This window comes from Cylindrospermopsis curvispora GIHE-G1, from assembly GCF_014489415.1.
Taxonomy (GTDB): domain Bacteria; phylum Cyanobacteriota; class Cyanobacteriia; order Cyanobacteriales; family Nostocaceae; genus Raphidiopsis; species Raphidiopsis curvispora_A.
This window is the reverse complement of the sequence record NZ_CP060822.1, coordinates 1,152,954-1,166,677: the sequence shown is the minus strand read 5'-3', so window position 1 is coordinate 1,166,677 and position 13,724 is coordinate 1,152,954. Positions and strand designations below refer to the sequence as shown.

The window sequence follows — 13,724 nt, the reverse complement described above, 5'->3', positions numbered from 1 at the left end:
GGTGGGGATGCCAGTATGAAACCGGAACATCTCTCTTCCCTAATTATTTGGAGGCACCGACAACATCACCAAGGGCAACCTAAAAAACAGTGATCAAAGGATGGAGATGTCGAAAACCAGGCAACCGTCCGTTAAAACTGTAAATTAAAGGGGAAAGAGTGGATGAACAACGGCAAAGTTAGAATCTACGAATTATCGAAGGAATTGAATTTGGATAACAAGGAGCTCTTAGCAATTTGCGACCAGCTCAATATCGCGGTCAAAAGCCACAGCAGCACAATTTCTGAAACAGAAGCGACACAAATTCGCGAGGTGTCACAAAAGCTGACAGCAGCGAGAATGACGCAAAAAAAAGAATTAGGTATAAATAACCATAAACCAAATTCCCAGAAACCTGGCTTCCGAAACCGATCTGCTGCACCTCGTCAACAACAAATTTTGGAGATTCGTAAACCCAAAATCTTGAGAAACACTACCTCCAATGCCCTAGAGGCATCAGTTGCTACCAACGGACAGTTTGCTTCATCTGACAGTGTCAATATGACCGACCCATCGGTCACACTTCCATCACAACCACGAACTTTTGCTACATCAGCCTCACCCATGAAACCGACGGCACCAACTCGACCCATACCCAAGAATCAATCTGAAAACCCACATAAATCGGTGGTAGACACAGATAATAAGCCCCATGCTCCGGCGCCGGAAAAAATTAAGGGGGAAAAACCTCCTGCGCCCAAACCTAGAACGGAAAAGCCACAAAAACCCCAATTGGTTAGTCCCCCATCCAGACCACCAGGGGAAAAAACTTCGGGCACTGAACAACCGCCATCCACAGCGGAAAAACCCATCCTCAAACGGGAGCGTCAACAGCGTCGGGAGGAGGAACATGGCAAACCCAGATCCACTAAATCCCCTGCGGACCAAGCACCACCTCAAAAAACAGGTCGTCCCACCCCACCCCCGATCAGAGCAGAGCATCGGGGACCTAAATCTACTCCGGGTGATATCCAACGCCCCACTAGACCAACCAAACCTTCGGAAACAGGTGTTCCCGAGACTTCATTAAGACCCATGGTGGGAGGAGGGAAGAAAGATCTGTTGGTGGAAGATGTCATAGCACCACCACTACTGGATTTGAAACGTCCAACCCCGCCACGGAATGCTAAAACTGGTAAGAAGTGGCAAGAAGAGGAAATAATTGATGATCTGAAGGAAAAATCCAAGGTCGGTATTAAGAGCAAACGGGTTAAACCCATTTTGGAGGATGATTTTGAGGATGATGATCTAATTAATGAACAGGGGTTGGAAATTCCCGCCAGTGTTCAAGTTAGCTTGTCTATAGCTCGTCCACCTAAACCGAAAGCACCCAAGGCTACCCAACAACCTGCTTTGGCGGTGGCTCCCCCAACAGGTCGCCATAAAAAACCCAGCGCCCAGCGTGACCAAAATCGTCGCCAACAACCAACTGAGGTTGAAGTTCAAGAACGACCCAACAAGCTAATTGTGACAGGACCAATGACGGTGCAAGAATTAGCAGAAGCACTGCTAGTCGCTGATACGGAAATTGTCAAAATTCTGTTTATGAAGGCTATGGCGGTCAGCATCACCCAAAGTCTGGATATTCCTACTATCACCCTGGTGGCGAAAGAACTAGAGGTGGAAGTGGAAACGGCAGAACCCGAAGCTGAGGCCCGCAAGGTCACAGAAATGATTGACCTTGAGGACCTAGAGCATCTGATTCGTCGTCCTCCTGTAGTAACTATTATGGGTCATGTAGACCACGGGAAAACTACTCTCTTGGATTCTATCCGTAAAACTAAGGTGGCTGCCGGGGAGGCTGGTGGTATTACCCAGCACATCGGCGCTTACCATGTAGATGTGGAACATGAGGGGAAAAGTCAACAAATCGTCTTCCTGGATACTCCTGGTCACGAAGCTTTTACTGCCATGCGAGCTAGGGGGGCCAGGGTAACAGATATTGCCATCTTAGTGGTAGCTGCTGATGATGGTGTGCGCCCTCAAACTATAGAGGCCATTAGTCACGCTCAAGCAGCTGGTGTGCCTATTGTTGTGGCTATTAATAAGATTGATAAAGAGGGTGCCCAACCAGAAAGGGTTAAACAGGAATTGACTAATTATGGATTAACCGCAGAAGACTGGGGTGGAGAAACAATTATGGTTCCCGTTAGCGCCATTAGGGGTGAAAATCTGGATACCCTACTGGAAATGGTTTTATTGGTAGCAGAGGTGGCTGAACTTTCCGCTAATCCCAATCGCGCTGCTAAGGGAACGGTGATTGAAGCTCATTTGGATAAGGCTAAGGGAGCTGTGGCTACCTTGTTAATTCAAAATGGTAGTCTCCATGTGGGAGATATGTTAGTAGCTGGATCCGCATTCGGTAAGGTTCGAGCCATGGTTGACGACAGAGGTCGTAGGGTAGATGCTGCTACCCCCTCTTCCGCTGTGGAAGTCCTGGGCTTAAGCGATGTTCCCGCTGCAGGAGATGAGTTTGAAGTCTTCGAAAATGAGAAGGAAGCACGGGCGATCGCCGGTGAACGTGCAGACAAGCAACGTCAGTCGCGATTACTCCAAGGTAGAGTTACTCTCACAACCTTATCTGCTCAAGCTCAAGAGGGAGAGTTGAAGGAACTAAACCTAATTCTCAAGGGGGATGTGCAGGGTTCTGTGGAAGCGATTATTGGATCCCTCAAGCAAATACCTCAAAATGAAGTACAAATTCGCCTGTTGTTAGCGACAGCAGGGGAAATCACAGAAACTGATATTGACCTAGCTGCTGCTAGTAATGCGGTCATCATTGGTTTTAACACTACTTATGCTAGTGGTGCTAGACAAGCAGCAGATGAAGCAGGTGTGGATGTAAGGGAATACAATATCATCTACAAACTATTGGAAGATATTCAAGGTGCCCTAGAAGGTCTGCTAGAACCGGAGCTGGTGGAAGAACCCCTTGGACAAACGGAAGTGCGTGCCGTTTTCCCTGTGGGACGTGGTGCGGTTGCTGGTTGTTATGTTCAATCTGGCAAACTGCTGCGTAACTGTAAGGTAAGAGTTCGTCGCCATAGTAAGGTCATCTATGAAGGAGTTTTAGATTCTCTCAAACGCATGAAGGAAGATGTTCGGGAGGTAAACTCTGGGTATGAATGTGGTATTGGTATTGAGAAGTTTCATGATTGGATCGAGGGTGATATAATCGAGGCTTATCAAATGGTAACTAAACGTCGTACCCTCACCTTAACTAAGTAGGCTTTGCAGTTCTGGGATGCTGGGTTAAAAAATGGTGCAACCTTTTTACAACCCGGCACTTACCTGCTTATTATTCCTATGTTAAGTATCCGATATATTCTGGGTTTTAGTGATCCGTTACACAGAATTTAATGGAAGGAGAAGGTTATATTGAAAAAAGATTAAATAAGATTTTTGCCCCCCATTACCTTTTGGTAATGCCATAATCGTTAAATCCTACTCCACCGTAGGTAAACTACAAAAAGCTAAACACCGTACGTATAAGTTTTAGAAGAAGAGTGATAAACTATGATTCGTATTTCGGCACCTAACAGTCCAGATCTTACTTATGACGATCAAGTTTGGCAAAACCTAAAATATGCCATATCTGCTACCTCTGGTTTTCAACGCTGGCAGCTAGAAAGCAAATCAAAGCTAACAGGTTTACGCTTAGAACAGCAAGTGCAAAAGTATTTGAGAGAGACCTTAGAAACCTTAGCCTATTAAAGGGATTTTAGGTAGCAAAAAGCAAATCTAATAAATCATACTAAATATTACCAAAATCTGATAGTATGTGTATTGGAGTAAATTGCTATGAACAGCAAAAAGGTAATCCGTGTTACAAAAACTGAGTTTGAGTTGGAAGACAGCACAATTTATCCTCATCCAGTGGAACTTGATGAAGTGCCTACACTTGAATAGTTCCAAATGTGTTAGGTAAAAAGAATAATCAGTCTTTTACACAGATTCCCCATGCAAGATTAATTGACCAAATTACTTATAAATGTCAGTTAGCAGGAATCAAAGTTGTAGTAACTGAAGAATCTTATACCAGCAAAACACTCTACTTATTTAGGTAGAAGGATTGAACATGGTTTGTTTCAATCCAGTAACGGAACCAAAATTAATGCGGATGTTAATGGTTCGTTACAAATCTCAAGAAAAGTATTCCCCAATGCTGATACAAGCAAAGGAGATAGAGAGTGTGGTCGTTGCACCACTAAAGGCTTTGCATTTTTAAAGACAAGAATTACTACATCTACGTTAGTAGATTTTAGTAGGTCTTGTCAAACGGTATCCAGGGAGTGGACCTCGCCGTAGCAAAGCTCATAGGGATGTATTGCTATGTGTCCCTAACTATTGCTGCCACCCAAAATAAATAAACTAACTAAAGTACCACTATTCCATAATCCATGAAGAAGCATAGGGGCCAAAAGATTACGAGACCGGGTATACACTATACCTAAAACTATACCCAATGCTGTTAGTGGGAGCGTTTCAGATAAACTCAGGTGAGCAATGGCAAATATAAAACTACTAACTACTATTGCCCACGAAACTGGTAAATGGGGAGTAAGGGATGGCAATAAGAACCCACGAAACAGAAATTCCTCAAACAAAGGTGCTGCGATCGCAGCGGTGAGGAAAAATATTCCTAAAGCTACACCATCCCTGTTTTCCAATGCCATTTGTAAGAGTGGATTACTTCCACCCTCTCCCTTCCACAAAATTTGATTTATCAGTGATACTATGATTACAATGGGGACTGCTGCACAGTACCCACCTATTCCCCACAAAAACCAATTATCGAATAACCGGAACTTAAACCATTCTTCTGGTAAGGGTAAATAACGCTTAATGGAAATATATAAAACTAGTAGTGCGCCAAAGGATACTAGTATGTAACTAATCAAAACAGAAAAAGCCTGAATTTGCAAGTTTTCTGAATAGGGAGAAATAGGTACTAGTTGGAGTATTGTGGGTACAAATACTTGTCCCATGAGGAAAAATCCCACGATAAACACTTGAAGGACTATTTCCAAATTCCAGGGGGTTAACCATACCCTTTGGGCATTTTGAGCTAAGATGGATTCCCTACCTTTGATGAGACGCTGAATAATCAGGGATATCAGTAGTACAATACCAATCAAAGATATGGATCCAGGAACCACAGTGATTATAGCTAGTTTAAATACTGCTTCCTTCGCGACTACTTCCTGTGCAGCTTGAAGATCTGTCAAAGCATCGAGACGTTGCTGAACTTCATATAACTGGGTTAAGGCAGTATAGCGAAACCAACCTGCCAAATTTTTTTGGATTAGGGGTTGAGCATTGGGGAGTAATCGAGGGGGGGTATTCCATATTCCAATAAGTACTTGAGCGGTTTTGGTGAGTTCTGTTCTTTCGCTAGGTTGGATTTGATTCCAAGTGCTGATAGCAGTTTTAATATTGCCCTGTTTTGCTTGTAATATTCCCAGTTGTAGGTCTAATTCGTCCCGCAACCTAAATAATTCTTCTAGTCTAGTTTTTGAGATCTCTTGAACAGAATTTGTAACTGTTTCAGCTTTATCTATACTTTTTTGTACAGAGTTTCGTGTTTCTTCATATTGGTTATTTGCATTTTGTATAGCACCATCGCCCACTATTGCTTGCAGAATCTCGGATAATTGGTTATCATTACTATTGTACGCTTCCCAGGTTTGGGCTTGCAGAACAATATTGGTTTGGTATAGTTCTAAAATACTTTGAAACTGGGGTTTTTGCCAACTAGCAAATAGGGATAAGCCCAATAAAACCAGTGATAATAGGGTGATACCAGTCAAAAAAAATCTTTTGGTCATCTATATCCTCAATTTGACATTTCCCATATTTTGGACAATAACTGGTCGGGGTGAAAAAAACCAGAGTAGTTTAGATAGCTTAACAAATTCCTAGACATTGCTCAACAAAAGTTCACCACAGATAAATTACAGCATATTTGATTGTATCTTGACTAGTCATTTTCCACTTTCCATTCTTCCATGGGAATTTCTGCTGCTTGAATGGCTTTCGCGCAAAAAGAATAAATATCTTTAGCGGATAAATTTACCTCAATAAATAATCCGCATTCTAACTTTCTAGATTCACGAAAATATTTCTCATCTTTGCCAATAAAACGAGGAAATTGCTCGGTGAGACTGATTAGATGAGTTCGCATAATCTTGATTACCAAAGTAAGGCCAACTTTTCAGAACCTTATCCACCAAATATGAGCTACGCTTTTCTATATCCTCTCGTTTCCAACTTTCCTGTTTGTCAAAATACTTATTGATCTCTAAATGGCTTCTTTTCAATGTTTCTTTCTTTTCAAAAAAGTTATTGTTAGATAACTGACCATTATAAGCCGTGAGAGATAGCCGAGGTTTTATCCAAATCGACAAAAGATTATGATCAGGGAGATAAATTTCTTTATTATCGTTCAATTCCGCAATTTAAAGAATATATTTTAATTGATCAGACTAAGTATTATGTAATGCAATACGTAAAGAATAATGAAAATCAGTGGGTTTTGACTGAATATGAAACGGAAGATGCTGTTTTAAATGTAGCATCAACTAAGCTAAAATTACCATTGAAGCAATTGTATAAGAAGGTTAACTTTTTGACAACAATAGAGTAAGCTGTGTCGCGCAGCCGAATTGTATAATAGAAAATTAAGTAATTAAGCGATGTGAATTATGTCAGCAAAAAACCATCTATCTAAAGAGCAGATTGCTTATACTTGACTGGATATCTATAATTATAATATTATTCCGTATAAAAAAGCACCCGTCTTTTGCCAACTCATTTGGTAAATCGTATTCTATAGTACAGTTTCCTAAACATAAGTATTCAAAAATAGGGATTCCCTACCAACTTAGCGGGTAGAAAGCTCTATGGTCTAGCAAAAATACGGAGTAATAATTGAAATGACAATAAAATTGCCTAAAATTGATTTTACTATATCACGCAGAAAATTACTCATACTAATTGGTACAGCGCTAATCACAATGTTCCTAGCTATTGGTATACCAACCTGGACAGTAGGTCAGTCAACTACCAACCTATTGGTGTCCGCTGCTGCAAGTTTGCAAGATGTATTAAACGAACTTAAAGTCCTATACCAAAAAGAGCAAAGGAACGTGAATGTCAGCTTCAACTTTGGAGCTTCCGGACCCTTACAACAACAAATAGAGCAGGGAGCTTCCGTGGATATTTTTATATCTGCTGCTAAAAAACAAGTGGATGATTTGGAAAAAAAGAACCTTTTACTTCCTGAAAGCAGAGTCATCATAGCTAAAAACCGTCTAGTCTTGATCACACCAAAGAATAGTTCTGGTGTCAATAGTTTTTACAGTCTTCAAGATGAAAGTGTGAAAAGAATTGCCATTGGTGAACCTAGGAGTGTACCTGCTGGACAATATGCAAAACAAGTTTTAGAGCAGTTGAAAATCTGGTCAAATATAAAATCAAAACTAGTTTATGTCAATAACGTACGTCAGGTTTTAGCTGCTGTAGAAAGTGGAAATGCTGATGCGGGTTTAGTGTATGTAACCGATGGGAAAATATCTCAACAAGTAAAAGTTGTGGTTGCAGCGGATGAGAAATTTCATTCTCCCATCATCTATCCCTTAGCAATAATTAGGGGAAGTAAAAATATTGATGCTGCCAAAAATTTCTCTAAATTTTTAGTGAGTAATCCGTCAAGAACTGTTTTTAAAAAATATGGTTTTATTGTACCTTAGGCAAAAAGAAAGACTCCAAAAGTAAACCAGAACGCCTAACAAACTTTGATTGACGTTCTGGCTAAAACTACAAAATCAATAATCTAGGAATTACTTGCCATTACTTCCATAAGAGGTATAATAAACCTTGCCACCTTCATCAGGAACAAAATGACAAACTCTGGCAGAATGTAATAATGCTTTCCAAATAGGAACCTGAGACTGGTGATAATATTCACCTAAAATTGGTTTAATCGCTTTCGTTGCCTTCAATAAATTATAATGAGGCATATTCAAAAAGATATGATGGGCAACATGGGTGCCAATATCATGGTGAATGTGGTTAAAAACTCCATAGTCCCTATCAATAGTGGAAATTGCCCCTTTTAAGAAAGTCCAATTCTCACCACGATACCATGGTAAGTCATGTTCAGTATGATGTAAATAGGTGACCAAGTCCAACCATATTACAAATACAATATAAGGACCAGCATAGTATTTCAATAACCACAACCAACCCCATTGATAGGTCAAGAAACCCAATAAAGTTACCATAGCAATCCATAAGGTAGTGCTGGTAATAATATCTCCCCTTTCGGAAGGTTTAAACAAACCACTTTTAGGATTGAAGTGGGAACCACTTTTTCCAGGGGTACGTTGGAATAAATAAATAGGATAAGCTAGTGGTAAAAACAGATAGTAGCGAATCAACTTTTGTAAAAGGGGTAATTGTTGATAGCTCGACTCACTTAAAGGGTACCAACTCTCGTCATTTTCTAAACTACCGGTGTTTTTATGATGGGTTCGGTGACTAATTCTCCAACCATGATAGGGTACGAGAATGGGAATATGAGAAAGATGACCTACCAAATCATTTAGCCATTTATACTTGGAAAAAGATTGGTGTCCACAATCATGACCAACTACAAATAAGGCCCAAAACATTGTGCCTTGCATTATCCAGAAAACCGGCCAAAAATACCAGGAGTCTAGATAACTTGCTAGCGCATATAGCCCGATAATAATCGCAACATCGCGGAAAAAATAATACAGAGATTTAACCACACTTGGTTGGAAGCATTCAGGGGGAATGGCAGCTTTTAAATCTTGCAGGGTAAATGGCAATTGATCTTCACCTTGAAAAGATTTAATGTCAAGATTTTGGTTTGATGGAACAGGTTTTAATTGCACTAGATTTTATCTTTTTCAATGAAGGTCACAATTGGACAATTGACAGGCAAATTGCCTGTCCTAAAACTTATTTGAGGGTTATTTGCGAGCGGGTTGTTTCTGGGCGTAATACTCATCAAAGGTGATGTAACCAATGTCGGTTTGATAAAGTTGACATTGGTTAGTAATTTTCTTCATTAAATCCCAGGAAAACTTACATTCTTTATGCAGAAATGGTCGCCAATTTTGCTTGATGCTTTTGTAAGCTAACCGCAAATTATACGAAGGAATGGCCGTAGAAATATGATGGGGAACGTGAACATTGATATCGTGACAGAGTACTTCTACCCAGCGAGGATAATCACAGTGAATTGTCCCAAACAATTGGGCTAGGACTTCGTTCCATTTATCTGCTGTTTTAAAGGGAACATCTGCGGTTGTATGGTGAACAATGGTGAAGGTACTCATCCAAAAATGATAAACCATCCAGGGGATAAACCAAAACTTAATAAAACCCCACAACCCAGTTGTTAATATCAATGTCGGGAAAACTATGGCAGCAAAAGCTATGACCACGCCCACAGATAATTTGATGCTGGCTTGGTCTTTTTTCTGGAATTTACCGGGATTAAAATGAACTACTGCCCAGTGCCCAATAGAACCTATCCACCACAGGCGCTTGCGTATGAATAATTCAAATGCGGACTGTCGGACTTTCCCCCAATTTGCGAAAACTTCTACTCTTATGGGATGCCACGCATTGTCTTCTTCCAGCTTATTGGTATGTTTGTGGTGGTGATTATGTTTAATTCTCCAACTGTGAAACGGATAAATTAAAGGCATCATGAACAGGTGCCCAACCAAGTCATTTACCCAACGACGTTTGGCAAAGGAACGATGTCCACAGTCATGACCTATAACAAAAAATCCTGTTAAAGCAGTCCCCGTGAAAATCCATGCTATGGGTAAAAGAAACCAGGGAGAAATTGCCAAAAAATAATAGCCTAACCCAACTGTGGTTAAACTGATTATGGCTGTAGTCCATGCTTTACGGCTATTTTTCTGAAAACATTCCTTGGGCAGACTTTTGATAATGTGTTTTAGTTTGATCTCGTCCTCACCCAGGGTGGGGTAAACGATATTTTCCTGGTCTTTAATAAGTGATGTAGTCATGAACACCTGAGAAACAACCAATGTAAATCCGCTGGCAAACAAAATTATTTTACAGCAGATAAGTTAATTTTTGCCACTTTAACTAATTATATTATAGCCACAGCAAATAAATTAATTTTCGTTTTCTAATTTTCCATCGACGACAATTCCCAGTGGGAAATTCTCAAATTTACTAACAAAAAGCCAATAGTTTCATGACCTCAAAACTAACCACAAAACTATTGACATGAGACCTAAATTATGGTCTACACTTTTCTGGGCGCTAGTTTAATATTTGTAGCTAGACCCAGAACTTGTAGCAGCTGAATGGTCATCCACGTTAGGTCAACTTCCCACCATTGCAATCCATGACGAGCTGAATACTGAAAGGCATGGTGATTATTATGCCAGCCTTCACCAAACACTAGAACCGCCACCCACCAGCAGTTGGTTGACCTATCTCCGGATTCAGGATAAGTACGATATCCAAATTTATGGGTAGCACTATTAACTAACCAGGTACAGTGGTAAACCCAAACTATGCGGGCAAAAATGCCCCAAACTACAAAGGACCATCCACCCAAAATTAATAAAAACACACCTAGGAAGAATTGGATGGGAATGAAATATTTTTGCAAGAACTGATAAACTCTGTCCTCCGCGATATCTTTTGTAAAGCGGGGAATTTGAGCATGGGCGGGAGAATGGAAAATTAACCAACCAATATGACTCCACCAGAAACCTTTGTTAGAATCATGGGGATCTTCTGGAGTGTCAGAGTGTAAATGGTGAATACGATGTGTTCCTACCCACTCAATAGGCCCTCCTTGACAAGCAAGAGTACCACACAAGGCTAAAAAATACTCTAACCATTTTGGACTTTGAAAACTACGATGGGTAATCAGACGGTGAAAACCCAGGGTAACCCCCAAACCACCAGTAACCCAGTAGAGTAGTAATGCCACACCAACTGCTGTCCAGCTAAAGTTACTGGGAATAAAAGCAAATAGGGCACCGATGTGCAGGAAGATGAAAAACAGGGTGTTCACCCAGTTGATTTGACGTTTAGTTGAAGTAGCAATTGTCATGCAGTAACCTTGATAGGAATTGTCCAGACTAATATGCCCGATTGAAGAATCTGCATATTCTTAAATGTTTTTTTGAATGAGGAAACAATGAACAACTTAGAACACCTGCGAGCAGCAGAACGGGCACTATTAGAAATTTTTTATGGTATTGACGCTCAGGTCAAGCATAATCTTCAAAGAGTCTTGAACGCCTTTCGTGATCATCATCTGGGATCACACCATTTCGCAGGCGTGAGCGGGTATGGACACGATGATTTAGGAAGGGATACATTGGATCAAGTCTTTGCTCAGGTCATGGGAGCTGAGTCAGCTTTGGTGAGAGTACAGATTGTTTCAGGTACTCACGCGATCGCCTGTGCGCTTTATGGGGTACTCCGTCCTGGGGATGAGATGTTGGCAGTGGTTGGTTCTCCCTACGATACACTGGAAGAGGTCATTGGTTTGCGAGGGCAAAACCAAGGCTCCCTGATTGATTTTGGCATAAAATATCGCCAACTGGAACTAACAGACCAGGGAAAAATAAATTGGCAAAAATTAAGCACTGCCATCCAGGAAAACACCCGGTTAGTCTTGATTCAAAGATCCTGTGGATATTCCTGGCGTTCTAGTCTTTCTATTGATGAAATAAAAAGGGTAGTTGAGATAGTTAAACAACAAAACCCCCGGACAATCTGTTTTGTAGATAACTGTTACGGCGAATTTATTGATACTAGGGAACCCACCCACGTGGGGGCCGATCTGATGGCTGGGTCACTCATCAAAAATCCTGGTGGCACAATTGTTACAGCAGGAGGTTACATAGCGGGCAAAGCTGATCTGGTGGAAGCAGCAGCTTGTAGACTGACTGCTCCTGGTATTGGTAGTGCAGGAGGAGCAACTTTCGATCAAAATCGGTTGCTATTCCAGGGATTGTTTTTAGCACCTCAAATGGTGGGGGAAGCCATGAAGGGAACATATCTTACTGGTTACGTATTTGATAAGCTAGGATATGCGGTTAATCCTCTACCCCTAGCACCCAGGGGAGATGTGATTCAAGCTATTAAACTGGGCTCGGCAAAAAAACTCCTTGCCTTTTGTAAGGCCATTCAACAATCTTCTCCTGTTGGTTCCTATTTGGATCCGGTTCCCGATGCTATGCCAGGTTATGAAAGTCAGGTGGTTATGGCGGGGGGAACCTTCATTGAGGGAAGCACTCTGGAGCTATCCGCTGATGGTCCGTTAAGAGAGCCTTATATTGTATATTGCCAAGGTGGTACTCATTGGACTCACGTCTCTTTAGCTCTACAAGTGGCTATAGAAGCAGTGGGAGAATTTTAGTCAACTTCTGGTAAATCATACTGGGCTACAATCCGCTTAGCAAACTCGGGGACGTGGGCTTCTAGTTTTTGAGGATGATGGCGCTTAACGTATAAATAATTTCTGGCAAAGTGAGAATCTATGGAAAACTTTCCGTATTCTAAACCTTTGGGCCCAATTCTATCTATCACGATTCCCATTAGTTGGGCTACCCACATCGGCAATGTCACTGCGTCATCGTAGGCTTTTATTCCCTGCTGTACAGCAGGTTGACGGTTACCTTGAGACATGACTGGTTGAATTTCTAGTTGTTCCTTCACCAGATCTAACATTTGCTTGCCTGTATCATTTCTAACAACTATCCATTGCCAGGGATAGGGTGCACCCATATACCCCACCACTAGATCTGCTAGGGAGTTAACATAATCAAAGCAACTCATACAGGACGGGGCAAATATATCCTTGAGGATGTTGGTTTTTAAACCGAAGAAGGGCACTTTTTCTTCCGACCCGTCTTCATGTTTAAAATGTACACGAAAGTCCTGCATAAACTCGTAACTAACAACCGTTCCAGGAGAACGACTAGTAGTTTCTAAAAATTTTTGCAGTCCGGCTCTAGTAACATTATCCACACATGGTGTACCCAGAACATAGAGTTTTTCCAGTCCCAGTTGTTTTTCTACTGTACGCAAGGCTTGAATTTGACAACCTACTCCGATAACCAATAACTTTTTCATCCCTGACCGCTCAATTTCCTCTAAAACCGAGAGATTGGGGGAAAGGGTGGGTTTATTGACCTTAGCAGCTAGTATGGCTTCAGGAGTGCGGGCAATGGTGGGCATGGGTTGAAAGCGGTCTTCTTGGCTATTCTGCACGCAGACAACCCCTTCCACTAAACCACGATTTAACATTTCTATAGCTATGGTACTCACAATTCCTGTCCATTGGGCACCAACGATAGGTACTTGTTTCCGAGCTGCCATCATTTCTTGATGTACACCAAAGTAGAGTTCATTTTCTTTATCTAGGTCTCGACACCGCTGATGAGTATTTACTTCTAACTCCTCTATTCTTTGAGTGATAAAGGCACAAGCTTCTTTAACATAGTGGATATAGTAAGTGTCACACAGTCCACACTCGCTACAAAGTTCCTTAGCTGGACGACGACTACCAGGTTTCAGTGCTTTTGACTTTTTGTGATTATTAGAGTTTATATTAGTCATAACTTTTACTTATTAATTACTAGATA

General features: G+C 41.2%; 12 protein-coding genes and 1 pseudogene. 6 read left to right on the top strand and 7 right to left on the bottom strand.

Features of this window, described 5'->3' with window-relative positions:
• Window positions 1–162: 162 nt before the first annotated feature.
• From infB to IAR63_RS05465, 3 genes are all read left to right on the top strand, one after another.
• Window positions 163–3,267: a translation initiation factor IF-2 gene (infB, locus tag IAR63_RS05475; protein WP_187706877.1), complete on the top strand. Its 3,105-nt coding sequence runs from the start codon at window positions 163–165 to the stop codon at window positions 3,265–3,267.
• Window positions 3,268–3,555: 288 nt separating this feature from the next.
• Window positions 3,556–3,753 carry a hypothetical protein gene (locus tag IAR63_RS05470; protein ID WP_187706876.1) on the top strand — a complete coding sequence of 66 codons (198 nt, stop codon included), beginning with the start codon at window positions 3,556–3,558 and terminating at the stop codon, window positions 3,751–3,753.
• Between the two features lie 203 nt (window positions 3,754–3,956).
• Window positions 3,957–4,106: an IS200/IS605 family accessory protein TnpB-related protein gene (locus IAR63_RS05465; RefSeq protein ID WP_187706875.1), complete on the top strand. Its 150-nt coding sequence runs from the start codon at window positions 3,957–3,959 to the stop codon at window positions 4,104–4,106.
• 273 nt (window positions 4,107–4,379) lie between these two features.
• Here the strand turns inward: IAR63_RS05465 and IAR63_RS05460 are convergent, their stop codons facing one another.
• From IAR63_RS05460 to IAR63_RS18375, 3 genes are all read right to left on the bottom strand, one after another.
• The gene (locus IAR63_RS05460) at window positions 4,380–5,867 is read right to left on the bottom strand and encodes a type II CAAX endopeptidase family protein (protein ID WP_187706874.1); all 1,488 of its coding nucleotides are present in this window, start codon (window positions 5,865–5,867) and stop codon (window positions 4,380–4,382) included.
• A gap of 152 nt (window positions 5,868–6,019) precedes the next feature.
• Window positions 6,020–6,223 carry a hypothetical protein gene (locus IAR63_RS05455; RefSeq protein ID WP_187707516.1) on the bottom strand — a complete coding sequence of 68 codons (204 nt, stop codon included), beginning with the start codon at window positions 6,221–6,223 and terminating at the stop codon, window positions 6,020–6,022.
• Window positions 6,165–6,359, bottom strand: a complete 195-nt coding sequence (locus IAR63_RS18375; RefSeq protein ID WP_235678360.1) for a hypothetical protein — start codon at window positions 6,357–6,359, stop codon at window positions 6,165–6,167. The genes IAR63_RS05455 and IAR63_RS18375 overlap by 59 nt, the downstream gene beginning before the upstream one ends.
• Window positions 6,360–6,418: 59 nt before the next feature.
• Between IAR63_RS18375 and IAR63_RS05445 the strand changes: the two are divergent.
• A pseudogene (locus tag IAR63_RS05445) lies at window positions 6,419–6,685 on the top strand (Uma2 family endonuclease); the annotation flags it as partial.
• Between the two features lie 289 nt (window positions 6,686–6,974).
• Window positions 6,975–7,790 (top strand): molybdate ABC transporter substrate-binding protein, encoded by an 816-nt coding sequence (modA, locus tag IAR63_RS05440; RefSeq protein WP_187706872.1) that lies wholly within the window; start codon window positions 6,975–6,977, stop codon window positions 7,788–7,790.
• Between the two features lie 90 nt (window positions 7,791–7,880).
• Here the strand turns inward: modA and IAR63_RS05435 are convergent, their stop codons facing one another.
• The 3 genes from IAR63_RS05435 to IAR63_RS05425 form a co-directional block, all read right to left on the bottom strand.
• Window positions 7,881–8,921 (bottom strand): DUF3474 domain-containing protein, encoded by a 1,041-nt coding sequence (locus IAR63_RS05435; protein WP_235678391.1) that lies wholly within the window; start codon window positions 8,919–8,921, stop codon window positions 7,881–7,883.
• Window positions 8,922–9,038: 117 nt separating this feature from the next.
• Window positions 9,039–10,112, bottom strand: coding sequence for a fatty acid desaturase (locus IAR63_RS05430; RefSeq protein ID WP_187706870.1), 1,074 nt, complete (start codon window positions 10,110–10,112; stop codon window positions 9,039–9,041).
• 245 nt (window positions 10,113–10,357) lie between these two features.
• Window positions 10,358–11,179: an acyl-CoA desaturase gene (locus IAR63_RS05425; protein ID WP_187706869.1), complete on the bottom strand. Its 822-nt coding sequence runs from the start codon at window positions 11,177–11,179 to the stop codon at window positions 10,358–10,360.
• Between the two features lie 87 nt (window positions 11,180–11,266).
• Here IAR63_RS05425 and IAR63_RS05420 point away from each other — a divergent pair, with 87 nt between their 5' ends.
• A complete protein-coding gene (locus IAR63_RS05420; RefSeq protein ID WP_187706868.1) occupies window positions 11,267–12,496 on the top strand; it encodes a methionine gamma-lyase family protein in 1,230 nt (409 codons plus the stop codon).
• On the opposite strand, the gene IAR63_RS05415 is transcribed toward IAR63_RS05420, so the two are convergent.
• Window positions 12,493–13,698, bottom strand: coding sequence for a Coenzyme F420 hydrogenase/dehydrogenase, beta subunit C-terminal domain (locus tag IAR63_RS05415; RefSeq protein WP_187706867.1), 1,206 nt, complete (start codon window positions 13,696–13,698; stop codon window positions 12,493–12,495). The two genes, IAR63_RS05420 and IAR63_RS05415, sit on opposite strands and share 4 nt — an antisense overlap.
• Window positions 13,699–13,724 lie beyond the last annotated feature (26 nt).